Here is a 23,702-nt window from a genome sequence, read left to right on the forward strand (position 1 = left end):
AGCATTCTCATAAAGTGGTTCCTTCTCTACTCGTTTGGTTTCTTGGGGTTTAATTTCAGTGTGCTTCAAGTCGAACCGAGCGTGACACAAGGCTTCCGCCAAGTTCATCATAAAGCGCCTTGAAGGTTGATAGGATCACATCATCCAACCCTGCCCTCCTGGCGTAGACGCTAATACCAATGTCGTCTTTGTTGGAATGACCAACCGCTAGGTTCCTGGCTTCTCTGGCGACACCAGCGTTTACCAGAGCGGACACAGCAGTTCGCCTGAATGAATGCATGTCCCAATTGGACGTGTCGCCATCCAAACTCTTCCTCGCCTTCTCCAAGGCTTTCCCGAGGTAGTGACTAGGTTGTTTGTCGTACCCACCCAGGTTGATCCTAGGGAACAAGCGACCTTCATTCTCGGGACAAGACGGTTCAGCTATCGCCGCCTGCTTGATGGCTTCTCTGAGCAACGCACAATCATCACTACCAACGATCATAACCGACCGCTTCCCCGCCTCAGTCTTACTCTCTGGGATATTGATGCAGATGTATCCTCCCTTGTCGTCAATGTCCGAGAGGTAACGCCCACAGATTTCATTAAGTCGGCATCCGGTGACCCAGAGTAGACGCACGGTTACGAACATTTCGAACTGGTATTTCAGGGAAGAGTTGCCAGCGATGTAGGCCAGAAGGCGTTCAGCTTCCTCTCTGGTCACCGGCCTCAGGTTCTTCTTTCTTGGGTCAACCTTCTTTTTCTGCCCCGCAACACGCCTCAAGAGCGACGAAAAGGGATTGCGCATTTCAGGATCGACCAAACCCCAGTGATCCAAAACGCGCCAGTAGGACGCCAGACAGCACTGATAGGACTGCAAAGACCGGGCAGAGAGAAGTTCGCCTGTACGTTCAGATGGCGTCCTTTTGAGGTACTCCATGAAATCCAGAGCCAACGTCCTGTTGATCTCTGTAACCTCAATGTTCCCCGCGAACGCCTTGAAGCCCTCAAGGTGCTGTCTGTACCTTACCTTGGTGGACTCTTTGATACCGTCTGCTTCGGTCATCCAGCGGTGAGCCGTGTCCCTGACGGTATTTCCTTCTTGCGGGTTGTGTCGTGCAACTTGTTTGAACACAGGATCAGGCGCTGAACCCTCACCAATCGACGCAAGAATTTCCGGCAAGACTTCTTTTCGCCTGACCAGAGCTTCAGCCAAGTCCTGCGTTCCAAGACCCCGCACGATCTCTTTCTTACCAATAATAGCTTGATACTCATTGGGTACTGCGACTCTGATCGCGTATCCCTTGCCCCTCTTAAAGAGGCCCTTTGGCACCCGTACATCCATCTCAAAAGGCTCCAATTACCGTTACATTCGGCGAAGAAACCTGTTGAAAATCAAGTACTTGGTGCGGCCGAGAAGACTCGAACTTCCACGGGTGTTACCCCACAGCGACCTCAACGCTGCGCGTCTACCAATTCCGCCACGGCCGCACTGCCTGTGACTTGGTAGGCGGCGTATAGACGCTTGGCAAAAGGATGTGAAGAGGCAAAAGCAACCGCATTGGAATTCCAGGCCCGCAACCATATCTGTGGGGTCATGAAACCCGAAGCCACATCGCAGCAGGAGCATCCGATGACCACACCCGATCCCCGCCCCGTCATCCAAGTCGACATCGTATCCGATGTCGTATGCCCGTGGTGCATCGTCGGGTTTCGCCAGCTTGATCTGGCGCTGGAGCAAGAAAACGTGCTGGCGCAGCTCCGGTGGCACCCGTTCGAGCTGAACCCGACTATGGGTCCGGAAGGCCAGAACCTCCGAGAGCACATCATGGAAAAGTACGGCTCGACCGCCGAGCAGAGCCAGCAAGCCCGAGACCGGCTGACCGCGCTGGGTGCGGATTTGGGTTTCACGTTCAATTTCAATGACGACAGCCGCATAGTGAACACCTTCGCTGCACATCAACTTCTGGACTGGGCCGAAACGCAAGGCAGGCAACACCCTCTGAAGCTGGCCTTGTTCAAGGCCTATTTCACAGATCAGCGGGATGTTTCGAAAGTTGAGGTATTGCTGGATGCCGCTCAGACCGCCGGCCTCGACCCAGACGCCGCCCGCGCGGCATTGGAATCGGGCGCGCATGCAGGCCCGGTAAGGCAAAAGCAACAATTCTGGACCAGCCGAGGCATCACCGGAGTTCCGGCAATGGTTTTTGGCGGCAAGTACCTGCTGACGGGTGCGCAGGGCACCGAGACCTACGCTCAGGTCCTGCAGCGATGCCGGGCCGAGGCCGCCTAACCTCTTTCGCTTGGACAGCAGGACGGCTATGAGGCGCGCATGGAATGGAAGATCACCGACGGACTGACCGACTATGACACCGCCGTCGCCTTCATGGAGGCGCGGGTGGCCGAGATTGCGGCCGGAACCGCGGACGAGTGCATCTGGTTCTTGGAGCATCCGCCGCTCTATACGGCCGGAACATCAGCCAAACCCCAAGACCTGACCGACCCGGATCGATTCCCGGTCTATGCCAGCAAGCGCGGGGGCGAATACACCTATCACGGACCTGGCCAGCGGGTCGTCTATGTCATGCTGGATGTCGGAAAGCGCGGCCATGATGTCCGCCGCTTTGTCAAACAGCTGGAAACCTGGGTGATCTCGGCACTGGCCGAGTTCAACGTCCACGGAGAAATCCGCGAAGGCCGTGTCGGTGTGTGGGTGCCGCGTAAGGACAAGCCGCTGACCGTCAGCGGCGAACCAGCCGAGGACAAAATCGCTGCGATCGGCATCCGCTTGCGGAAATGGATCAGCTTCCACGGCATCTCGATAAACGTGGAACCGGACCTGGAGCATTTTTCGGGCATCGTTCCCTGCGGCATCCGGGAGTTCGGCGTGACTTCGTTGGTGGATCTGGGATTGCCGGTGACAATGGCCGATGTCGATGTGGCTCTGCGCAAAACCTTTACTGAGGCTTTCGGCCCCGAGGCGGCCTGACCCCCTCGCATCGACCATGGTCTCGAATCGCAGAATCTGACCCCGCGGAACGACAATCCTCGATGCAGGGTTCTTCTGTTTCTCAATATGGTCGCAAATTTCCGAAGATTGCCGCGAATTGCCTTAAAATTTAGGGAATCTCCTTCTTCCTTCCACACAACAGCCGCAGTTTGAGGTATCATGAATATACCGTTCAAGAGTGAGTGGTATGTTAACCGGTGATCGCGGCCAGCCCGCGAAAATCGATCAAGTGTTTGGTTACGAGTCTGCCGTTCCGACCCCATATCGGAACGGCAATTCTCGTTTATGGGGCCTCAGTTTTCGCCTGATTGGTCCGCGGCATGGCCGAACCGCATGGTCTTTGGGCAGGACCGAGCGGCCATTTCCACCTCAAGCGTCAGGTGGCCGATCCCAAAACTGTCGCGCATTGCCTGTTTCACCAGACCGCGCACCTGTTCAGCCTGCGACCAGGCGCAGTCTTCGACCACCAGATGCGCGGTAAGAGCGGGCTGGTTTTCCTGCATGCTCCACAAGTGGACATGGTGAACCTCGCGCACGCCGTCCGTTGCCTCAATGGCCGAGGCGACCTCCTCGGGGTCCAGATCGGGCGGCGGGCCAAGCATGAGAACACGGATCGTTCCTCCGATTTCGCTTTGGACATGCCAAAGGATGTACAGCGAAATCAGAATGGTGACGGCCGGGTCGACCCAGGTCCAGTTGAACAGGATCACAGCCACCCCGGCCACGATCACTGCAACCGATCCCAGCGCATCAGCAACGTTGTGCAAAAAAGCCGCGCGGATATTCATGCTGGTTTTGGCCATGCTATAGGTCAAAAGCGCGGTGATCAGATCCACCACCAACGCCAGCATGGCAATCCAGACCACAAGCCAGCCGTCAATCGGCTCGGGCTGAAAGAACCGGGTCACACCTTCGTACATCAGGTACACGGCGATGACGATCAGTGTGGTATAGTTGACCAGCGCCGCGACCACTTCGGCCCGACCGTATCCGAAGCTCATGCGCGGGTCGGCTGGGCGCCGGGCAATCTTGCGGGCAAAGAACGCGATGATCAGTGCAATCGCGTCGGAAAAATTGTGCAGAGCGTCAGCGATGAGCGCCAGCGACCCCGAAAAGATCCCGCCGACCACCTGTGCCAGCGTCAGAAACATGTTGACCGCGATGGCCCATGCCACCCGCGCGTCTCCGGCATCGGCGTCGATTTGGGCGTGGTGTTTGTGTCCGGCGTGGGAATGATCATGCGCCATGATGTCGTGTCCTTGTCTGGGTCATGGTCCATACCTAATTCCTCTAGTGACTAGAGGTTCAAGGGGGATTGCAGAAAATGTTCTCGATCGGGGATTTGTCCCGGCGCACAGGCGTCAAAGTCGCCACGATCCGGTTTTACGAAGAAAGGGGCCTGCTGCCACCGCCGGAACGGACCGCCGGCAACCAAAGGCGTTATGACCGCGCCGCGCTCGAGCGGCTGCACTTTGTCAAACACACGCGCGATCTTGGACTGCCATTGGCCGATGTCGAGGCCCTGCTGTCATTGGAAGGCGCCCAAGGCGCCGATCTGAACCGGGCACACGAAATCGCCGAGCGGCAACTGGCGGACCTGCAGGATCGGATTGCAAAGCTGCGCCGGCTCGAGACCGAACTTGCCCGGATCGCAGCGGCCTGCGACGGGCAGCACGACCACGTCTGCTCAGTCTTGCAGGCGTTTGGGGATCACGATGCCTGTTCAGGGACGCATCAGGCGCCCCCACCTGTCACGCCAGCGCAGCCCTGATGCGCTCGGCGTGTTCGGCGATCTCGTCGAAATCGCCCATTTTGCCGGGCGGGCGCAGAGAGACGCCCTCGTGCCGGGGCAGGACATGGAAATGCAGGTGAAACACCTCCTGCCCTCCGGCCGCCTCGTTGAACTGCTGGATGGTCACCCCTTCGGCGTCAAAGGCGCGCATGACCGCACGCGCCAGTTTCTGAACCGTGGTCATGACTGCGGCCAATTGCTCGGGTGTGGCATCCAGCACGTTGCGGCAAGGCGTTTTCGGGATCACCAGAAGGTGCCCGTCCGCACGCGGCATGATATCCATGAAAGCCAGCGTGTCCTCATCCTCGTAGACGCGGGTCGAGGGGATCTCGCCCCGCAGGATCTTGGCAAAGATGTTTTCGGGATCATAAGCGGTCATGGTGGGTCTCCGACAAAGGGGCTGCGTGCTGTTCTGCGGCCAAGCCCGCAGCGGGTCAAGGCGTGATTCCGCCCTTGGACAGCCCCTGTCCTTGCAATTCGCCCGATCATCCCCAGATACCGGTCATCCAAGGCCGATATCGCGCGGGTGTCCTCCTGCCCCGCGACAATTATTCTTGATCCAGATCAAACTCGGCCATTGAAGGCCGCCCCCTTGCATTCTAAAACCAGCAGGAATCCCGCGCGCCGGTGAGGTCCGGCTGCGCGGTCTATTTGCAACAGGAGGCACCTAAATGGCAGACGCAGCCATTCATGGTCACGATCATGAAGACCAGCGCGGGTTCTTTACCCGGTGGTTCATGTCGACCAACCACAAGGATATCGGGATCCTTTACCTGATCTTCTCGGCCTTTGCCGGGTTCATCTCGGTCGCGATGACCATCTACATGCGGCTTGAACTGATGCATCCGGGCGTTCAGTACATGTGCCTGGAAGGCTTCATGGCCGACCCCTGCACGCCCAACGGACACCTTTGGAACGTGATGATCACCTATCACGGTGTCCTGATGATGTTCTTTGTGGTCATTCCCGCCCTGTTCGGCGGTTTTGGCAACTATTTCATGCCGTTGCAGATCGGTGCGCCGGACATGGCGTTCCCGCGGATGAACAACCTGTCCTTCTGGCTGTATGTCGCCGGCACCTCGCTGGGCATCGCGTCGCTGCTGGCCCCCGGCGGCAACGATCAGGCCGGCTCGGGCGTGGGCTGGGTTCTGTACCCGCCGCTGTCGACGACCGAAGGCGGCATGTCCATGGACTTGGCGATCTTTGCCGTGCACGTATCGGGCGCCTCCTCGATCCTCGGCGCGATCAACATGATCACCACCTTCCTGAACATGCGTGCCCCGGGCATGACCCTGTTCAAGGTGCCGCTGTTCAGCTGGTCGATCTTCGTCACCTCGTGGCTGATTCTGCTGTCGCTGCCGGTTCTGGCGGGCGCGATCACCATGCTGCTGATGGACCGCAATTTCGGCTTCACCTTCTTTGATCCGGCCGGTGGCGGTGACCCGATCCTGTACCAGCATATCCTGTGGTTCTTCGGACACCCCGAAGTGTACATCGTGATCCTGCCAGGCTTCGGCATCATCAGCCACGTGATCGCCACTTTCTCGCGCAAGCCGATCTTTGGCTATCTGCCGATGGTCTGGGCGATCATCGCAATCGGCGCGCTGGGCTTTGTCGTGTGGGCACACCACATGTACACCGTCGGCATGTCGCTGCGCCAGCAGGCCTACTTCATGCTGGCCACGATGGTCATCGCGGTTCCGACGGGGGTCAAGGTGTTCTCGTGGATCGCCACCATGTGGGGCGGCTCGATCGAGTTCAAGACGCCGATGCTGTTCGCCTTCGGCTTCCTGTTCCTGTTCACCGTCGGCGGTGTGACCGGTGTGGTTCTGTCGCAGGCCGGTATCGACCGTGCCTACCACGACACCTACTATGTCGTCGCACACTTCCACTACGTGATGAGCCTGGGCGCAGTCTTCGCAATCTTTGCAGGCGTGTACTTCTACTTCTCGAAGATGACGGGCCGGCAGTACTCGGAGTTCTGGGGCAAGGTGCACTTCTGGATGTTCTTCATCGGTGCAAACCTGACCTTCTTCCCGCAGCACTTCCTGGGCCGTCAGGGCATGCCGCGCCGGTATATCGACTATCCCGAAGCCTTCGCTCAGTGGAACTTCGTGTCTTCGATCGGTGCGTTCGTCTCGTTCGCTTCGTTTCTGCTGTTCTTCGGGATCGTGTTCTACGCCCTGTTCCGTGGCGCCAAGGAAACACGCCCGAACCCGTGGAACGAATACGCGGATACGCTGGAATGGACCCTGCCCTCGCCGCCGCCCGAACACACGTTCGAGCAGCTGCCCAAGCAGGAAGACTGGGACAAGGGCCACGCGCATTGATCCCTTCCCGAAAGCAGGAAACCCCGCCTTCACGGCGGGGTTTTTCTTTTTCTGTTCGCGCTCTACCGGCCATCGCATTCCGCGGGCGGTCGCAATATCGTTGAAAATCGGGTATCCTTGGCGCGCCGAATGTCCGGCCAATCTCCGAGGTCACCATGCCCGATATTGATTTCTGGTACTCCATCGGCAGCACTTACAGTTTCCTGACCATCATGCGTCTGGACGACTGGTGCGCAGAACATCAGGCGCAGGTTAACTGGCGCCCTTTCGACGTGCGCGCGGTCATGTCTGAACAGAAGAACATTCCGTTTGCGGGCAAACCCGTCAAGTCGGCCTATATGTGGCGCGACATCGAACGCCGGGCAGCCAAGTACCATATCCACGCCAAGCTGCCGGCCCCCTATCCGATTTCGAACCTCGAATTGGCCAACCAGGTCGCGCTGCTGGGAATCCGGGAAGGATGGGGCAAGAGCTTTACCCAAAACCTTTACAGGATCTGGTTTGAGGACGGTATCGAAGCCGGCAGTGAAACCGCCATGTCCGAGGCTCTGTTCCGCTGCCAGCTGGACCCGCTGCCGGTCCTAGCCCGCGCGCGCAGCCCCGAAATCGAAACCGCGTTGAAAGCTGAAACCGAAACGGCGGTGGGCCTGGGCGTATTCGGCGCGCCCAGCTTTGTCACGCGGGGCGAAGTGTTCTGGGGCGACGACCGGCTTGAGGATGCGCTGTCCTGGGCGAGGGTCGGACACGTCGTTTGAAATTGGCAATCGACACCGGATCAGCAGGCGCTATTTTTGCAATATGCCCTACCATTGGAACGACAGCTCGAACTCGGAACAGGAATTGCGCCTTTGGCCGCACAATTCCCTGCCACCGCGCGGCGCGATGGCCGTCGTGCTATCGGTTTTCCTGTTTGGACTGATCCCCCTGCTTGCAGTTCTGGGATCGGTTCTGCTGTGGGGGCTATTGCCGTTCCTTCTGTTGACGGTGGCAGGCCTATGGCTTGCGATCCAGGCAAACTATCGGTCCCGAAACGTGTTTGAGGTACTGACCCTTACCGGAACCCAAGCACGCCTGATCCATCACAGCGCCCGGACCGGCCAGCAGGAATGGACTTGCAATCGATACTGGGCCCGTCCGGAAATGCACAAGGCCGGCGGACCCGTCCCGAACTATGTGACCCTGTCGGGTGAAGGACGGGTGGTCGAGATTGGCGCGTTCCTCTCAGAGGAGGAACGCATTGCCTTGTATGATGATCTGGTAAAACGGCTGCGCGAACCGGCGCTTGAATAAAGCGCGTCAGCAGTCGCCGTTCGACGCTGCGCACAGGTGGTCTTTGACCAGCGGCCCCACCTTTCCAAAGTCCATCTGGCCTGTGTAGTTGGCCTTGAGCTCGCCCATGACCTTGCCCATGTCCCGGATCGACCCGGCACCGGTCGCCGTGATCGCCGTCTGGATGGCCTTTGCGACCTCATCATCATCCAACTGCTTGGGTAGGAATTCCTCGATGATCTTCACCTCGCGCAGCTCGCGCTCGGCCAGGTCCAAACGACCGCCTTCCTCATAGACCCGCGCGCTTTCCTTGCGCTGCTTGCTCATTTTCCCAAGAATTTCAAGAACATCCGCGTCATCGCAGCCCTTGGCCTCTTCGTTTCCGGCCGCGCGCAGCGCGATGTCCCGATCCTTGATCGCGGCATTGACCAGCCGCAGCGTCGACAGACGCTCGGCATCCTTGTCCTTCATTGCTTGCTTCAGGGCAGTGGTCACCCGAGTTCGCATATCCATCTGTTCTGTCCATCCCCATGGCAACGGAACCCCGAACATATCTAAACAAAATCCGAGGCACAACAGCAGACAGATAAGGCTAAATCATTGAAAAACAACAATAGCCCAAAATTTGAACAGGGTTGACCCGAGGCACCAACCCCCTTAGTTATGCGCCGATTTACCCGATAGGAGAGTCGCGCCATGGCCCATCAAGCCACGTCCAAGCCCACCGCATGTCTGGCTCTGGCCGACGGAACACTCTTCTTCGGAACCGGGTTCGGCGCCACGGGACAAACCGTGGCCGAGCTGTGTTTCAACACCGCGATGACCGGATATCAGGAAATCATGACCGACCCGTCCTATGCCGGGCAGATCGTGACCTTCACTTTCCCACATGTCGGCAATGTCGGCGTCAATCCCGAGGATGACGAAACCGCCGATCCTGTCGCCGCGGGCATGGTGGTCAAGTGGGACCCGACCGAGCCGTCGAACTGGCGCTCGGCCGAGCGGCTGACCGACTGGCTGGCACGCCGTGGCCGGATCGCCATCGGTGGGGTCGATACCCGCCGGCTGACCCGCGCGATCCGCCAGCAAGGCGCTCCGCATGTCGCGCTGGCCCATGACCCGCAGGGCAACTTCGACATTGAAGCCCTGGTTGCAGCGGCGCGTGGTTTCGCCGGGCTGGAGGGCATGGATCTGGCCAAGGACGTGACCTGTGCCCAAAGCTACCGCTGGGACGAGATGCGTTGGGCCTGGCCGGACGGATACCAGCGTCAGGAAGCGCCCGTGCACAAGGTCGTCGCGCTGGACTACGGCGCAAAACGGAACATCCTGCGCTGCCTGGCCTCGGCCGGTTGCGACGTGACGGTCCTGCCTGCAACCGCAACCGCGGCTGAGGTGCTGGCGCACGACCCCGACGGCGTGTTCCTGTCCAACGGCCCGGGAGACCCGGCGGCGACAGGCACTTATGCTGTGCCGATGATCAAGGAAATACTTGAAACCACGGATCTGCCGATTTTCGGGATCTGCCTTGGTCACCAGATGCTGGCACTGGCGTTGGGCGGCAAGACCATCAAGATGAACCACGGACACCACGGCGCGAACCACCCGGTCAAGGACTTGGAAACCGGCAAGGTCGAGATCACCTCGATGAACCACGGATTCGCGGTCGACGCCCAATCGTTGCCTGCGGGGGTGGTTGAAACCCACCGGTCGCTGTTCGATGGCTCGAACTGCGGCATCCGCATGTCCGATCGCCCGGTGTATTCGGTTCAGTATCACCCCGAAGCCTCGCCCGGCCCGCAAGACAGCTTTTACCTGTTTGAACGGTTTGCCGCGGCCATGGCCGACCGAAAAGTGCGCGCTTAATCCCGCAGGTTTGCGGGCCGCGTCAACGTTAACCCGGAATTAACCTTGATTGAGCAACTCTGACCCGACACTTCGGGCAGGGTGCTATGATGGTTGAATTGAATTTTCTGGGTCACGGGCCTGCGACCCCGGTTTCCGGCATTGGCCCGCGCAAACCTTTGGGCACTTGCCTGATCGACTTGGGGGTGATCACCCCCGCTCAACTGGATCACGCCCTGAAACTGCAGGAGCGGCAGAACGCTCCTCTGGGCGAAATTCTGGTTGGCGAGCATATGGCCTCGCGCGGCGATGTGTTGTTGGCGCTGGGCCAACAACATGGGCTGCAGATCGCCGATCTGGAAAACACGCCGCCACCCGCTGACCTTTGCGCGCTGCGCCCGATGCGGTTCTGGCTGACGCACAACGCCATTCCGTGGCTGCGAGTCGGGCCCGTGCTTTTGGTCGCGACGGCATACCCAGACCGCTTTGATGAAATACGGTACGGGTTGGCAGATTGCGCCCAGACAGTCCTGCCTGTGCTGGCCGCACCCGATGACATCGACCAAGCCATCGCCCGACATTACGCAAAACCTTTGGCTGAGGCGGCGGAAACGCGGGCGCCGCTATCGCAAAGCTGCCGCTCATGGACTGCGAGTTCACGTCTCCTGCCGACCCTCTTGGCGCTGGCCGCGCTTGTGGGCCTGGGTCTGCAACCGAATGCCGGGCTATCCCTGCTGTTCTGGGCAGCAGTTTCAACGCTGATCCTTTTCCTGATTCTTCGGCTGGCCGGGTTGATATCGTATCTCTTCCCCAAAAAGGCCGAGAAACCAGACGGTCTGCTTGCGCAACACCGCCTGCCCTGCGTGTCCATTCTGGTGCCGCTGCACAAGGAACGGGAAATCGCCGGTGCGCTGATCCAACGGCTGACACGCCTGACCTATCCAAAGGCGCTGTTGGACGTGATCCTGGTCTTGGAAGAGCATGATGACGTCACCCGGTCAGCGCTTGCGCAGACCACCCTGCCTAGCTGGATCCGAACGCTGGAGGTGCCCGATCTTGGCAACCTGACCACCAAACCACGGGCGATGAACTATGCGCTGGATTTCTGCCGAGGAGAGATTTTGGGCGTCTGGGACGCCGAGGATGCGCCTCTGCCAGACCAAATCGAGACCGTGGTGGAGCAATTCGCCCGCGCGCCCGATGATGTGGTCTGCCTGCAGGGTGTTCTGGACTACTACAACCCGCGCACCAACTGGCGCTCGCGTTGCTTCACCATCGAATACAGCGGTTGGTTCCGCGTGATCCTGCCCGGAATCGCGCGGTTGGGTCTTGTGGTGCCGCTGGGTGGAACGACGTTCTTCTTCCGCAGGGACAAGCTGTTGGAATTGGGAGGCTGGGACGCTCACAACGTGACCGAGGACGCGGATTTGGGGGTTCGGCTCAGCCGCGCGGGCTATCGCACCGAAATAGTGAAAACCGCCACGTATGAAGAGGCCAATTTCCGTGCCTGGCCTTGGGTGAAGCAACGCTCGCGCTGGCTCAAAGGGTTCATGGTCACATACCTTGTCCACATGCGCTCGCCCCTGGCATTGATGCGCGATCTGGGGATGTGGCGCTTTCTGGGTGTCCAAGCCTTTTTCCTGGGAACGGTCGGACAATTCCTGCTTGCCCCGGTGCTGTGGGTCTTCTGGCTGACCTTCTTGGGGCTGACGAACCCATTTGAAGCTGTATTGGCACCGCAAATCTTGAACGCCTGTGTCTACCTGTTCCTGACCGCCGAGGCCGCGAACATCCTAGTTGGAGGCTTGGGCGTGGTGGCCGGCGGTCGCCGTTTCCTGCTGCCGTGGGTCCCGACCATGGCACTCTACTACCCCTTGGGCGTGGCAGCAGCATACAAGGCGCTGTGGGAACTGGCGGTCAGACCATTCTTCTGGGACAAGACCCAGCACGGACAGGCCAGCGAAGAAGTGCAGCCAGACGAGGAAGCTATTTCTCGCGCCGGATTGCATCCTGCTTCAGCCGGGTCATGAACGCGACCGAGATATGTTCCTTCAGAGCTCGGTCGGCGGCTTCTTCGTCATGAGCCGCGATTGCCTCGACGATCCCCTTGTGCTCACTCTGAGCGATCTCACCGCGGCCCTGCGCGGCCAATGAAGTCGTTGCCATCAGAGCCATGGTGCGATGGACAAGGTCCAATTGCTGAACAAGGTAGCGGTTGTGCGACGCAAGGTGGATCTGCTCGTGGAACCGCCGGTTGGCCCGGGAAAGAGCCACTGGATCATCCACAAGCGCGTCATCGGCTTCGACCATATCCTGCAGGACTTTGATTTCCTCATCCGTGGCGTGGCGCGCGGCCAGTCGGGCCGCCAGCCCTTCCAACTCACGCCGCACGACATACAGCTCGGCCATCTGGTTGTGGTCCAGCGAGGCCACGATGAGCGACCGCCCGTCACGTTCCAGCAGCGACTGCGTCTCGAGCCGCTGCAGCGCCTCGCGGATCGGGGTGCGCGACACGCCGAACCGCTCGGCCAGTTCGCTTTCCACCAGCCGGTCGCCGGGTTTGTACACACCCACGTCGATCGCTTCGAGGATCAGGCTGTAGGCATCGGTCTGGGGCTGTCGGGACTGGTTCATTGGGTCGGGTCTCTCCTCGTTCGGACCTGTCTATCCGGGCCATGGGCCTGCAATCAAGTGCGCCATTGAAAACCCGATGGCCGCGGCCTAAACCCAAGCCTATGGTCAAGCCCGCATTTTCACATGTCACACAATGGGTGTTCGATCTGGACAACACCCTGTATCCGCCTCACATGCGCCTGTTCGATCAGATCGAGGTGCTGATGACGGAATACGTGGTCGAAGCCCTGCGCGTCGACCGGGCCGAGGCCGACCGGCTGCGCCAGCACTATTGGCGCGAACACGGCACCACGCTGGCCGGACTGATGGCTGAACATGATCTGGACCCCGAGCCCTATCTGCACGCGGTTCATCAGGTCGACCTGAGCCACATGGAACTCGACCCTGCGCTGGCCGCGCATATCCGGGCCCTGCCCGGGCGGCGCATCGTCTACACCAACGGCAGCGCGCCCTATGCCGAGCGGGTTCTGGCCTCGCGCGGGTTGGACGGGCTGTTCGACGCGATCTATGGGGTCGAACATGCGGGGTATCGGCCCAAACCGGACAAGGCCGCGTTTGAAACGGTGTTCGCCCGCGACGGCATCCACCCCGACCGCGCTGCGATGTTCGAAGACGAGCCTCGCAACCTGAAGGCCCCGCATGACATGGGCATGCGTACCGTGCATGTTGCCCCCGATCCGCATGACGCGGATCATATCCACCACCACACCGATGACCTGGCCGCCTTTCTAGCGCGCCTGATCTGAACCACCCGAGACTGCGACGAAATGCACCTGCGCGCGGCCTGAAACTGCGACGATCCGCGCATTCTGCGGGTGCAAAGTCGTTCCTACATCAGGCCCAGCGACGAACAGAACTGGAGACCCCGATGACCGTGATCGAGATGCCCGGCCGCCTGCCCTTTTGGCAGCGCCTGCTTTTTGCAATTCCCCTGTTTGGCTGGCTGGCCCGCGATGCGGCCAATGGCAAGCCCGAGGATCTTGGCTATACCGTTGCGGCGCTGGTCAGCATGTGGGGCTGTTCGGCCCTGTTGTTCGGCCTGCCGGGCCTGTATCTGCCGGCCCTGGCGATGGTGCCGGTGATGTTCCTGATTCTGGTCCTGATTTCACGCGGCTAGACCACGGGACAGGATGTCACTTGGCGCAAGCCCCAGAACCGCACTAGGGTCCGCAGGCAACGGAGAGTGACGCGATGACCGACAGTTGTGACATCCTGATTTCCGGCGGCGGCATCGCCGGGCTGACCGCGGCGGCCGTATTCGGCGCCGCAGGGTTCGACGTGATCTGCGTGGACCCGACCCCGCCCGTCACCGACCGCGACGCCGACGGATCCGACCTGCGCACCACCGCGTTTCTGCAACCGGCGCACGGCCTGCTGCAGCACTGCGGGTTGTGGGACCGGCTGGAACCCCATGCCGCGCCGCTGCAGATCATGCGCATCGTGGACGCGGGCGGCGACATCCCCGAGCCGCGCGTGGTGCGCGATTTCAACGCCGCCGATATCTCGGATCAACCCTTTGGCTGGAACCTGCCCAACTGGCTGCTGCGGCGCGAGATGGTGGCCCGGCTGCACGCACTGCCGAATGTCGATTTCCGCCCCGGCCCCGGCACCGTCAGCCTGTTCACCCGCACCGCCGAGGCGCGTGTGGGCCTGTCCGACGGCACGCGCATCCGCACCAAGCTGGTAATCGCCGCCGACGGCCGCAACTCGCCCATGCGCGAGGCTGCGGGGATCAAGGTCCACACCACACGATACGGGCAAAAGGCACTGGCCTTTGCGGTGACGCATCCGATCGCCCATGAAAACGTCTCGACCGAGATCCACCGGTCCGGCGGGCCGTTCACGCTGGTCCCCCTGCCCGACTGGCAGGGCCAGCCCTCATCTGCGATCGTGTGGATGGAGCGCGGCCCGCGCGCGGTCGAACTGCTGAACCTGCCCGAGGCCGAGTTCGAGGCCGCGATGATCGAGCGGTCCTGCGGCCTGTTCGGACCGCTGAAACTGGCCTCGCGCCGGACGATCTGGCCGATCATCAGCCAATCGGCCGAGCGTCTGTCGGCCCAGCGCGTGGCGCTGATGGCCGAGGCCGCCCATGTGGTGCCCCCGATCGGCGCGCAGGGGCTGAACATGTCTCTGGGGGATCTGCGCAGCCTGCTGGACCTGGCCCAGGCCCGGCCCGAGGGTCTGGGAGATGCCCAGATGCTCGAAGCCTATCACAAGGCCCGCCATGCCGAGATCGAACTGCGCGTCAAGGGAATCGACCTGCTGAACCGCGCCTCGATGGTCGAGGCACGGCCGTTGCGCGATGCGCGCGCCGCAGGGCTGAACGCGCTTTATTCGATGCCGGTGGTGCGCAAGACGTTGATGCAGATGGGCCTCGGCGTGCGCTGAGGCCTGTACCGGCCTACAGCACCTGATCCAGCACCCGCTTCAGCCGGGCCACCGTGCCATCGACATCATACAGCTTGTCCAGCCCGAACAGGCCCAGGCGGAAGGTGCTGAACCCCTCGGGCTCGTCACATTGCAGCCGCACCCCGGCGGCGATCTGCATGCCCAGCGCGGCGAATTTCTGGCCGTTCTGCACCTCGGGGTCGTCGGTATAGCTGACCACCACCCCCGGTGCGCCAAAACCTTCGGCCGCGACCGAAACGACCCCCTTGTCGCGCAGCATCGCCCGCACCGCATTTCCCAGCCGCCATTGCGCTTCGCGCAGCTTGTCGAACCCATAGTCCCGGGTCTCCTGCATCGTATCGCGGAACGCCCGCAGCGCATCGGTGGGCATGGTGGCGTGATAGGCATGGCCGCCGCCCTCATAGGCCTGCATGATCTGGCGCCATTTCTTCAAGTCCAGCGCGAAACTGTCCGAGGTGGTCTCGGCCAGCCGCGCTTCGGCGCGGTCGGACAGCATGACCAGGCCGGCGCAGGGCGAGGCGCTCCAACCCTTTTGCGGGGCCGAGATCAGAACGTCCACGCCGGTGGCCTTCATGTCGATCCAGGCACAGCCCGAGGCGATGCAGTCGAGCACCATCAACGCGCCGACCTCGTGCGCGGCGGCAGCCATCGCCGATACATAGTCATCCGGCAGAATGACCCCGGCCGAGGTTTCCACATGCGGCGCGAACACCACGCTGGGTCGCTGGCTGCGAATGGTTTCGACCACCTCGTCGATCGGCGCCGGCGCAAAGGGCGATGGGCTGGAATTCCCCGTTTGACGGGCCTTCAATACGGTGGCCGAGGCCGTCAGCCCCCCGGTTTCGATGATCTGGCTCCAACGATACGAAAACCAGCCGTTGCGTACCACCAGCACGTTGGCGCCGCGGGCGAACTGTCGGGCCACGGCCTCCATCGCATAGGTTCCGCCACCCGGCACCACGGCCACGCCGTCCGCGCCATAGACCTTGCGCAGCATCCCTGAGATGTCGCGCATCACCTGCTGGAACGCCTGCGACATGTGGTTGAGCGAGCGGTCGGTGAACACGACCGAGAATTCTTCGAGCCCGTCCGGATCGACTGTATTCAACAATGCAGGCATGCTGTCTCCTTTTCTGGGTTGCTCACTTTCTGAAGGCTTTGCATCTGTTGGTAAAGTGCTCATTGACCCTCATGCGCTTCCCTTAAGTCAACGGTCAGAAGCTCGGCTGCACACCCGATTCAACAGCCTGATAGGCCGAATTGACGCCAATTAGTGTCACCTCTCTCTTTACACCTTGACGTGTTTCTGAACAGATACACACATCTTGAGCTTGAAAGGATATTTTAGACCGTGAACGTTCAAAAGCGGATCAGTTTTCAATTCGTTCGGGACGAAGTGAAGCGGCGGATCGAGACACGGGTCTGGCCCCAAGGTTCCTTGCTGCCGACCGAAACCCAGCTTGCCGAAGAGTTCAACTGCGCGCGCGCAACCGTCAACCGTGCGCTGCGCGAACTGGCCGAACAAGGGTTCGTCGAGCGCAAGCGCAAGAGCGGAACGCGGGTCAAGAAATCACCCAGCAAACAGGCCAAGCTGGAACTGTCGCTGGCCCGTCAGATCGTCGAAGACCAGAACCAGACCTACCGCTATGCCCTGGTCGAGCGCAGCATCGACAAGAGCCCCGGCTGGCTCAGTTCGCAACTGGGTCTGCCGCCGCAATCGCAGATCCTGCATCTGGTGTGCATGCACTATGCCGACAACCGCCCGTTTCAGCACGAAGAACGCTGGATCAACATTTCGGCCGTCCCCGAGGTTGAAGATGCCAATCTGGAAGAGGTCGGGCCGCATGAATGGCTGTTGAATGCGAACCCCTTCATTGACGCCGAGCTTGCACTCTACGCCATTTCCGCCGACAGCCACTTGGCAGATTATATGGGAACGACGACCGGGGCCGCGATGATTCAGCTTGAGCGCACGACATGGAAAGACGGACAGCCGGTTTCGTTTGCCCGCCTGACCCACCATCCAGGCTATTGCATCCGTACCCGCTACTGACCGCTAGCCTATCGGCCCGGGCAGGCGTTCTTCGCTTAGCAGTACATTTGCTTCGACGTCCCCGGCCCCCGGCAGGGTCATGATACGACGCCGCAGGACCCGTTCAAAGTCCGCCAGATCGCGTGCCACCACCCGCAGTCGGTAGTCATACAGGCCCAGTACGTGTTCCACGGTTTGGACTTCGGGAATGGCGCTGACGGCGCGTTCGAAATCCTCGAGGCTGACCTGCCCTTTGCGCGCCAGCTTGACGCCCAGAAATACTGTGACACCGAACCCCAGTGCCTCGGCGTTCAGGCGCAGCCTGCGCCCTTTGATGATGCCCGCCTGCTCCAGCCGCCGGATCCGGCGCCAGGTGGCAGGCTGCGACAGACCGAAACGCCGACCCAGCGCACCTGCACTCTGCGTCGCGTCCTGAGCCAAAGCGCGCAGCAGTTTGCGGTCCAGTTCATCCAGTTCGATCATACCGGCAGCACCTCGTCCCGCTTGACCCGCGCGATGTGCATCAGGGCCTCGATATCGGCGATATGCGGCAGGGTCAGGATACGATCGCGATAGACCTGCTGATAATGCGCCATGTCCCGCGCGATGACGGACAGGCGGACATCCACCCGCCCCAGAAAGGTCTGGATCTCGATCACCTCGGGCACTTTGCGGGCGGCTTCGGTGAATTCGTCGAATGCGCGCGGCTGGGTTTTGTCCAGCGTCACCCGCAGCGACACCTCGACCGCATAGCCCATGGCGGACCAGTCGATCACGGCCTCCTGTCCCTGAATAATCCCGGCGGCCTGCATCTTCTCGATCCGGCGCCAGCACACGCCATTGCTGATCCGGCACCGCTCGGCCAGCTCGGCGGTGCTCAGGCTTGGGTCAGCCTGAAAATGGCGCAGGATACGGCGGTCGATGTCGTCAAGCATGACTTTTTCAAGTTTTCCGGTTTCTAAGAATTATTCTTCGCTTCTGTCGTCAATATCCAATGCCATCGCTCTCGCCAATAGCAATCACTGCAGATAGAACCGCAGCAATCGAAACAGAAAGGACCGGCAAAATGCGCGTCTATTACGATCGCGATTGCGACATCAACCTGATCAAGGACAAGAAAGTGGCCATTCTGGGCTATGGCTCCCAAGGCCACGCCCACGCGCTGAACCTGCGCGACTCGGGCGCCAAGAACCTGGTCGTCGCCCTGCGCGAAGGCTCGCCCTCGGCCAAGAAAGCGGAAGCCGAAGGCCTGCAGGTAATGGGCATCGCCGAGGCCGCGGCCTGGTGCGACGTCATCATGTTCACCATGCCCGACGAGCTTCAGGCCGAGACCTACAAGAAATATGTGCATGACAACATCAAGCCCGGCGCGGCCATCGCCTTTGCCCACGGCCTGAACGTGCATTTCGGCCTGATCGAGCCGAAAGAGGGCGTGGACGTCATCATGATGGCCCCCAAAGGCCCCGGCCACACGGTGCGCGGCGAATATGTCAAAGGCGGCGGCGTGCCCTGCCTGGTGGCCGTTCACACCGACGCGACCGGCAAGGCGCTGGAAATCGGCCTGTCCTATTGCTCGGCCATCGGCGGCGGCCGCTCGGGCATCATCGAGACCAACTTCCGCGAGGAATGCGAGACCGACCTGTTCGGCGAGCAGGCCGTTCTGTGCGGCGGTCTGGTCGAACTGATCCGCTGCGGCTTTGAAACCCTGGTCGAGGCCGGCTATGCGCCCGAGATGGCCTATTTCGAGTGTCTGCACGAGGTGAAGCTGATCGTGGACCTGATCTATGAAGGCGGCATCGCCAACATGGACTACTCGATCTCGAACACCGCGGAATACGGTCAATACGTGACCGGCCCGCGCATCCTGCCCTATGAGCAGACCAAAAAGGCGATGAAAGAGGTTCTGAACGACATCCAGCAGGGCAAGTTCGTGCGCGACTTCATGCTGGAAAATCAGGTCGGTCAGCCCACGATCAAGGCCTCGCGCCGTGCCAATGACGAACACCAGATCGAAGAAGTCGGCAAAAAGCTGCGGGGCATGATGCCCTGGATTTCGGCCGGCAAGCTGGTCGATCAGGAAAAGAACTAAGCCCGAACGGCTTGAACCCAAGGGCGGCCCCGGAGGCCGCCCTTTTCATGCAGAACGGATGAACAGGCAGCGATGGTGCCTCAACCCGACATACGCGACTGGAGCGGCGTCATTGCCCTGGGCCTGATCTGGGGCGGCACCTTCATGGTCGTCGCGATGGCGTTGGAAGACTATGGCCCGATCACGGTGGCCACTGCGCGGACGACGCTGGGTGCGGTGATGCTGTTGGCCTTGATGGGGCTGACCGGGCGGCGTATCCCCAGCCTGACACCAAGTCTGGCGTGGTCGGTGATCCTGATCGGCATCCTGTCCACCGCGCTGCCTTTCGTGCTGCTCAGCTGGGGGCAGCAATATGTACCCTCGGCCTTTGCCGGGTTGTCCATGGCCGCAATTCCGCTGATGGTTCTTCCGCTGGCGCATTTCTTCTCGGATGAACCCCTGAACGCACGTCGTTTCGTCGGGGTATCCCTGGGTTTCACCGGAGCGCTGGTGCTTATCGGCCCGGGACTGGCGCAACTGGGCAGCGGGGCCGAGCCGCTGGCCCAACTGGCCTGCATCGGGGCGGCGTTCTGCTATTCGGTGGCGTCGATCCTGACCCGGCGCTGCCCGCCGATCGACCCGGTGGTTCTGGCGGCACTGACATTGGTGGTGGGCGCGGTGATCCTGCTGCCGATCATGATGGCGACCGAAGGCGTGCCCACCCCGCGGGGTCTGCGCCCCACGCTTGCCTTGATCGTGCTGGGGCTTGTGCCAACGGCCTTTGCGACGTTGCTGCGGGTGTCGATCATTCGCAGCGCCGGGTCGGTCTTCATGACGCTGGTGAACTATCAGGTGCCGGTCTGGTCGATGATCTTCGGCGCATGGATCCTGTCCGAGGCGCTGCCGCTGCGGTTCTACATCGCGCTGGCGCTGATCCTGACCGGAATGGCGATTAGCCAATGGTTCAGTTTGCGCAGGATGCTGTTGGGCTACTGACGCGCGGCGGCTTCGACCTCGGCCACGATCCCATCGACGACCTGCGCCAGAAGGACGTCGTCCTCGCATTCCGCCATCACGCGGATCAAGGGCTCGGTGCCCGACTTGCGGATCAGCAACCGCCCCTGCCCGTTCAGCCGCGCCTCGGCATCGGCGATCGCGGCCTTGACCGTCTCCGCTTCCAGCGGGGCCTGACCTTCGCCGTATCGTACGTTCTTCAGCAGTTGCGGCACCGTCTCGAACTGTTGCGCCAGATCCGAGGCTTTGCGCCCCGAATTCACCATCTCGGCCAGGAAATGCAGCCCCGCCATCAGGCCATCACCCGTGGTGGCATAGTCGCTCATGACGATATGGCCGGATTGCTCACCGCCAAGGTTGAACCCGCCTTCCCGCATACGCTCGACCACATAGCGGTCACCGACCGCCGTCCGTTCCAGCCGCAGCCCGCGCGCGCCCAGAAACCGTTCCAGACCCAGGTTCGACATGACGGTCGCAACAAGCGCGCCGCCTTTCAGCCGTTCGGAAGTGGCCCAGGCGGTAGCCAGAAGGGCCATCAGTTGATCGCCATCAGCGACCTGCCCGGTTTCGTCCACGATCACGACCCGGTCGGCATCGCCGTCGAGGCAGATGCCCACATCCGCCCCATGCGCCACGACGGCCTCGGCCGCCACGCGCGGCTGGGTCGAGCCGCAACCCAGGTTGATGTTCTTGCCGTTGGGTGCCGTTCCCACCGGGATCACCTCGGCCCCCAGCTCCCACAGGACCTCGGGCGCGGTGCGGTGCGCGGCGCCGTTGGCGCAGTCGATCACCACCTTGAGGCCATCCAGACGCAGCTCGCGCGGCAGAGATGACTTGACCCGCTCGCCATAGCGGAACCGCGCGTCATCGACGCGCCGGGCGCGCCCGATATTCTGCGCCTGCGCGGGTTTGACCCCCTCTTCGATCAGCTGTTCGATTTCAAGTTCGGCCTGATCGGACAGTTTGAACCCATCGGGGCCGAAGAACTTGATCCCGTTGTCCTCGGCCGGGTTGTGGCTGGCCGAGATCATTACACCCAGATCGGCCCGCATCGACCGGGTCATCAGCCCGACTGCCGGTGTCGGCACCGGCCCCAGCAGCAGCACGTTCATGCCGGTCGACGTCAGACCCGCCGTCAGCGCGTTTTCCAGCATATAGCCCGACAGGCGCGTATCCTTGCCGATCACCACCCTGTGAACGCCCGAGCCATCCCGGCGGAAGTACCGCCCCACCGCCGCGCCGATCCGCAACGCCATCTCGGCCGTCATCGGATAGGTGTTGGCGGTGCCCCGCACCCCGTCGGTTCCGAACAGCTTGCGCATACCTGCTACTCCACAAAGTCCTGCCTGCGACCCGATTACCGGACAGCGGCCCACAGGCGCAAGGCCTGAGCGGTCTCGGCCACGTCATGCACCCGGATGATCTGCACACCTTGCGACAATCCTGCCAACGCAACGGCGATTGATCCCGGCGCGCGGGCATCCTTGCGCGGTTCCGCGCCGATCCGGCCGATGAAGCCCTTGCGTGACACACCCAGCAGGATCGGGCAACCCAACCCGTGAAACAGGCTGAGATTGCGCAGCAGGCTTAGGTTGTGGTCCTCGGTCTTGCCGAAACCGATGCCTGGATCAACGATGATCCGGCCCCGATCCAGCCCGAGGCCTTCCAGCCGGGCCACCTGCCCGGACAGGAAATCGTAGACGTCCAGCAGAACGTCGTCATAGGTCGGGTTGTCCTGCATCGTGGCCGGGTCGCCCTGCATGTGCATCACGCAGACCGGCGCATTGATTTCAGCGCAGAAAGCCCCAAGCGCGGGATCGAAGGTAAAGCCTGAAACATCGTTGATCAGCCCTGCCCCGGCCTCGACTGCGGCCCTGGCCACGGCGGATTTGCGCGTGTCGATCGAGATCAGCGCCGGTGTCTCAGCCCGGATCGCGCGGATCAAGGGCTGGGTGCGGGCGATCTCTTCGTCCTCGGGCACAAAATCCGCACCGGGGCGAGTGGATTCACCACCGATGTCCAGAATGGTCGCACCGTGCGCGACCATTTCCCGGGCTGCTGCACACGCGGCGTCGGGGGTGTTGTGCTTGCCACCGTCGGAAAAGCTGTCGGGCGTGGCGTTCAGAATGCCCATGATCTGCGGCTGCGCCATATCCAGTCCGGCAATCGCGGCGCGCGGTTGCGTCAGCCGGTCCAGCCACGTTTCAGGGATATCGGCAGCCGCAACGATCCGGGGTGCCGCGTCACGCTGCAGACATTCGGCATGGGTGAACCACAGGTCCTGCCCCGCCAGCAGCAAGGCCCCGTCCGGGCGCACAGGCCCGTGTTGCACCAATGGGCGATAGTAGCTGGTCACAGTTGCGCCTGCTCCACCGGAACCGCCCGAAGCGGCGTTTTGGGCGACTCGGGCAGTTCCCCGCCAATGACCAGCATTTCGCTGGCCTCAAAGGTGGCGGCGAACCAGGCCGCCAAGGCCACCGCATCGGACGGCGCCGCCGAAGGCCCATCGACCGCATCCAGCACGATCTTGGACGGTGCCCAGACACAGATCTGACCGTTCTTCATGGCCCAGTCCAGTTCGGTCCGGGTCGAGACGACGACGCAGCGATGATCACGCGCGGCCAGCACCCAAGCGTTCTGCTCGATCGCTAGCAGGTCGATCCGGCGCTGGGTCATGGCATGGCCGGTCTGCGGCACCGGCAGATCGGAGGCGCCCACGCAAAGAATCAGCGGTCGCTGCCGGTTTTCCAACTGGTCGATCCAGCCCGACAAATTTTTGGACTCAATCGCTGCGTTCGACAGAAAGACCAGCCGGGGATGTGGGCGCTCTTCTTCGATGACATCGTGATGGACGGCATCCTTGCCACGAACGATTTCGACGCCCAAAGCACCCGGACCGCGATCCAGTTTTTCAATGCGTACAAAAGCTCTTACCGCCTGAGGTTCAAGCAAGATCCGCTCAGCTATTCGATCCGCCAGCGTTTCGAGCAAGTTCAGACGCTCGGCCGCCAGTTCATAGGCGATGGCCTCGGTCACCCGGTCATAGGACAGGATGCGATCGACATCATCGTCGATGTTTTCGGTCAGCGGACGCACTTCGACCACAATGTTGAAACAGATGCGCTGGGTGGTGCCCCGTTCGGCCTGAAAGGCGCCGATCTCAACCTCGACAATGTGGTCGCGCAACGAGATACGATCCAGCGGCCCGCGTGGCGCAGTCGCCTCGGACCGTTCGGACGGATGCGCAAAGGCAAGGCGGATTTCAGTACTCATGGCACGGGCCTTTTCGGGCAGCTTGGACAGGTTTGCCCAATTTAGTGGTT

Annotated in this window: 25 protein-coding genes and 1 tRNA gene; 14 read left to right on the forward strand and 12 right to left on the reverse strand. The window is 61.4% G+C overall.

The features are described 5' to 3' along the window. Positions 1–55: 55 nt before the first annotated feature. Complete coding sequence (locus ACR0DA_RS08105) at positions 56–1,324, reverse strand: tyrosine-type recombinase/integrase (RefSeq protein ID WP_480753552.1); 1,269 nt, start codon at positions 1,322–1,324, stop codon at positions 56–58. A 59-nt stretch (positions 1,325–1,383) separates the two neighbouring features. Then, positions 1,384–1,470 (reverse strand) — tRNA-Leu (locus ACR0DA_RS08110). Between the two features lie 142 nt (positions 1,471–1,612). Here ACR0DA_RS08110 and ACR0DA_RS08115 point away from each other — a divergent pair. Beyond that, complete coding sequence (locus ACR0DA_RS08115) at positions 1,613–2,272, forward strand: DsbA family oxidoreductase (protein ID WP_480753553.1); 660 nt, start codon at positions 1,613–1,615, stop codon at positions 2,270–2,272. A gap of 39 nt (positions 2,273–2,311) precedes the next feature. Next, a complete protein-coding gene (gene lipB / locus ACR0DA_RS08120; RefSeq protein ID WP_093962478.1) occupies positions 2,312–2,968 on the forward strand; it encodes a lipoyl(octanoyl) transferase LipB in 657 nt (218 codons plus the stop codon). Between the two features lie 314 nt (positions 2,969–3,282). Here lipB and ACR0DA_RS08125 read toward each other — a convergent pair whose 3' ends face one another. After that, entirely contained in the window at positions 3,283–4,236 is a 954-nt protein-coding gene (locus ACR0DA_RS08125; protein ID WP_480753555.1) for a cation diffusion facilitator family transporter, read from the reverse strand. A gap of 77 nt (positions 4,237–4,313) precedes the next feature. Between ACR0DA_RS08125 and ACR0DA_RS08130 the strand changes: the two genes are divergently transcribed. Further along, complete coding sequence (locus ACR0DA_RS08130) at positions 4,314–4,760, forward strand: MerR family transcriptional regulator (protein WP_480753556.1); 447 nt, start codon at positions 4,314–4,316, stop codon at positions 4,758–4,760. Here the strand turns inward: ACR0DA_RS08130 and ACR0DA_RS08135 are convergent. Beyond that, entirely contained in the window at positions 4,741–5,160 is a 420-nt protein-coding gene (locus ACR0DA_RS08135; RefSeq protein ID WP_480753557.1) for an HIT family protein, read from the reverse strand. The two genes, ACR0DA_RS08130 and ACR0DA_RS08135, sit on opposite strands and share 20 nt — an antisense overlap. Positions 5,161–5,452: 292 nt before the next feature. Here ACR0DA_RS08135 and ctaD point away from each other — a divergent pair, with 292 nt between their 5' ends. The 3 genes from ctaD to ACR0DA_RS08150 all read left to right on the forward strand — a co-directional run bounded on the left by ctaD (position 5,453) and on the right by ACR0DA_RS08150 (position 8,401). Further along, entirely contained in the window at positions 5,453–7,111 is a 1,659-nt protein-coding gene (ctaD, locus tag ACR0DA_RS08140) for a cytochrome c oxidase subunit I (protein ID WP_170337942.1), read from the forward strand. A gap of 155 nt (positions 7,112–7,266) precedes the next feature. Beyond that, positions 7,267–7,866 (forward strand): 2-hydroxychromene-2-carboxylate isomerase, encoded by a 600-nt coding sequence (locus ACR0DA_RS08145; RefSeq protein ID WP_170358614.1) that lies wholly within the window; start codon positions 7,267–7,269, stop codon positions 7,864–7,866. A 43-nt stretch (positions 7,867–7,909) separates the two neighbouring features. Next, positions 7,910–8,401, forward strand: coding sequence for a DUF2244 domain-containing protein (locus tag ACR0DA_RS08150; RefSeq protein ID WP_222456880.1), 492 nt, complete (start codon positions 7,910–7,912; stop codon positions 8,399–8,401). Between the two features lie 6 nt (positions 8,402–8,407). Here the strand turns inward: ACR0DA_RS08150 and ACR0DA_RS08155 are convergent, their stop codons facing one another. Further along, on the reverse strand, positions 8,408–8,893 hold the full coding sequence (locus ACR0DA_RS08155) for a GatB/YqeY domain-containing protein (RefSeq protein WP_480753558.1): 486 nt from the start codon (positions 8,891–8,893) through the stop codon (positions 8,408–8,410). A gap of 183 nt (positions 8,894–9,076) precedes the next feature. On the opposite strand from ACR0DA_RS08155, the gene carA reads away from it, so the two are divergent. Both carA and ACR0DA_RS08165 read left to right on the forward strand, forming a co-directional pair. Continuing rightward, positions 9,077–10,243, forward strand: a complete 1,167-nt coding sequence (gene carA / locus ACR0DA_RS08160; RefSeq protein ID WP_480753560.1) for a glutamine-hydrolyzing carbamoyl-phosphate synthase small subunit — start codon at positions 9,077–9,079, stop codon at positions 10,241–10,243. An 89-nt stretch (positions 10,244–10,332) separates the two neighbouring features. Continuing rightward, on the forward strand, positions 10,333–12,252 hold the full coding sequence (locus ACR0DA_RS08165; protein ID WP_480753561.1) for a glycosyltransferase family 2 protein: 1,920 nt from the start codon (positions 10,333–10,335) through the stop codon (positions 12,250–12,252). Here the strand turns inward: ACR0DA_RS08165 and ACR0DA_RS08170 are convergent. Next, positions 12,209–12,856: a GntR family transcriptional regulator gene (locus ACR0DA_RS08170; RefSeq protein ID WP_093962488.1), complete on the reverse strand. Its 648-nt coding sequence runs from the start codon at positions 12,854–12,856 to the stop codon at positions 12,209–12,211. The two genes, ACR0DA_RS08165 and ACR0DA_RS08170, sit on opposite strands and share 44 nt — an antisense overlap. A 101-nt stretch (positions 12,857–12,957) precedes the next feature. Here ACR0DA_RS08170 and ACR0DA_RS08175 point away from each other — a divergent pair, with 101 nt between their 5' ends. The 3 genes from ACR0DA_RS08175 (at position 12,958) to ACR0DA_RS08185 (ending at position 15,244) form a co-directional block, all read left to right on the forward strand. Continuing rightward, entirely contained in the window at positions 12,958–13,602 is a 645-nt protein-coding gene (locus ACR0DA_RS08175) for a pyrimidine 5'-nucleotidase (RefSeq protein ID WP_480753563.1), read from the forward strand. Positions 13,603–13,724: 122 nt separating this feature from the next. Further along, on the forward strand, positions 13,725–13,973 hold the full coding sequence (locus tag ACR0DA_RS08180) for a hypothetical protein (protein ID WP_170599423.1): 249 nt from the start codon (positions 13,725–13,727) through the stop codon (positions 13,971–13,973). A gap of 74 nt (positions 13,974–14,047) precedes the next feature. Then, positions 14,048–15,244: a UbiH/UbiF family hydroxylase gene (locus ACR0DA_RS08185; protein WP_480753564.1), complete on the forward strand. Its 1,197-nt coding sequence runs from the start codon at positions 14,048–14,050 to the stop codon at positions 15,242–15,244. A 13-nt stretch (positions 15,245–15,257) separates the two neighbouring features. Here the strand turns inward: ACR0DA_RS08185 and ACR0DA_RS08190 are convergent, their stop codons facing one another. Continuing rightward, positions 15,258–16,385, reverse strand: a complete 1,128-nt coding sequence (locus ACR0DA_RS08190) for an aminotransferase class V-fold PLP-dependent enzyme (RefSeq protein ID WP_480753565.1) — start codon at positions 16,383–16,385, stop codon at positions 15,258–15,260. A 231-nt stretch (positions 16,386–16,616) separates the two neighbouring features. Here ACR0DA_RS08190 and ACR0DA_RS08195 point away from each other — a divergent pair, with 231 nt between their 5' ends. Then, positions 16,617–17,318, forward strand: coding sequence for a GntR family transcriptional regulator (locus ACR0DA_RS08195; RefSeq protein ID WP_170363152.1), 702 nt, complete (start codon positions 16,617–16,619; stop codon positions 17,316–17,318). A 3-nt stretch (positions 17,319–17,321) separates the two neighbouring features. On the opposite strand, the gene ACR0DA_RS08200 is transcribed toward ACR0DA_RS08195, so the two are convergent. Together ACR0DA_RS08200 and ACR0DA_RS08205 are read right to left on the reverse strand one after the other, a co-directional pair. Further along, a complete protein-coding gene (locus ACR0DA_RS08200) occupies positions 17,322–17,780 on the reverse strand; it encodes an Lrp/AsnC family transcriptional regulator (RefSeq protein WP_170363151.1) in 459 nt (152 codons plus the stop codon). Continuing rightward, a complete protein-coding gene (locus ACR0DA_RS08205) occupies positions 17,777–18,232 on the reverse strand; it encodes an Lrp/AsnC family transcriptional regulator (protein ID WP_170366436.1) in 456 nt (151 codons plus the stop codon). The genes ACR0DA_RS08200 and ACR0DA_RS08205 overlap by 4 nt, the downstream gene beginning before the upstream one ends. A gap of 131 nt (positions 18,233–18,363) precedes the next feature. Here ACR0DA_RS08205 and ilvC point away from each other — a divergent pair, with 131 nt between their 5' ends. Continuing rightward, positions 18,364–19,386 carry a ketol-acid reductoisomerase gene (ilvC, locus tag ACR0DA_RS08210; protein WP_093962496.1) on the forward strand — a complete coding sequence of 341 codons (1,023 nt, stop codon included), beginning with the start codon at positions 18,364–18,366 and terminating at the stop codon, positions 19,384–19,386. 72 nt (positions 19,387–19,458) lie between these two features. Beyond that, the gene (locus ACR0DA_RS08215; RefSeq protein ID WP_170358597.1) at positions 19,459–20,361 is read left to right on the forward strand and encodes a DMT family transporter; all 903 of its coding nucleotides are present in this window, start codon (positions 19,459–19,461) and stop codon (positions 20,359–20,361) included. Here the strand turns inward: ACR0DA_RS08215 and glmM are convergent. Genes glmM through ACR0DA_RS08230 form a run of 3 tightly spaced genes read right to left on the reverse strand, consistent with a single transcriptional unit; the run spans position 20,355 to position 23,652 of the window. Next, the gene (glmM, locus tag ACR0DA_RS08220) at positions 20,355–21,701 is read right to left on the reverse strand and encodes a phosphoglucosamine mutase (protein WP_480753566.1); all 1,347 of its coding nucleotides are present in this window, start codon (positions 21,699–21,701) and stop codon (positions 20,355–20,357) included. The two genes, ACR0DA_RS08215 and glmM, sit on opposite strands and share 7 nt — an antisense overlap. Before the next feature lie 35 nt (positions 21,702–21,736). After that, positions 21,737–22,735, reverse strand: coding sequence for a dihydropteroate synthase (gene folP / locus ACR0DA_RS08225; protein ID WP_480753567.1), 999 nt, complete (start codon positions 22,733–22,735; stop codon positions 21,737–21,739). Next, positions 22,732–23,652: a dihydroneopterin aldolase gene (locus ACR0DA_RS08230; RefSeq protein ID WP_170366440.1), complete on the reverse strand. Its 921-nt coding sequence runs from the start codon at positions 23,650–23,652 to the stop codon at positions 22,732–22,734. Before ACR0DA_RS08230 ends, folP begins: the two co-directional genes overlap by 4 nt. Positions 23,653–23,702 lie beyond the last annotated feature (50 nt).

Source organism: Ruegeria sp. CI8, from assembly GCF_056536865.1.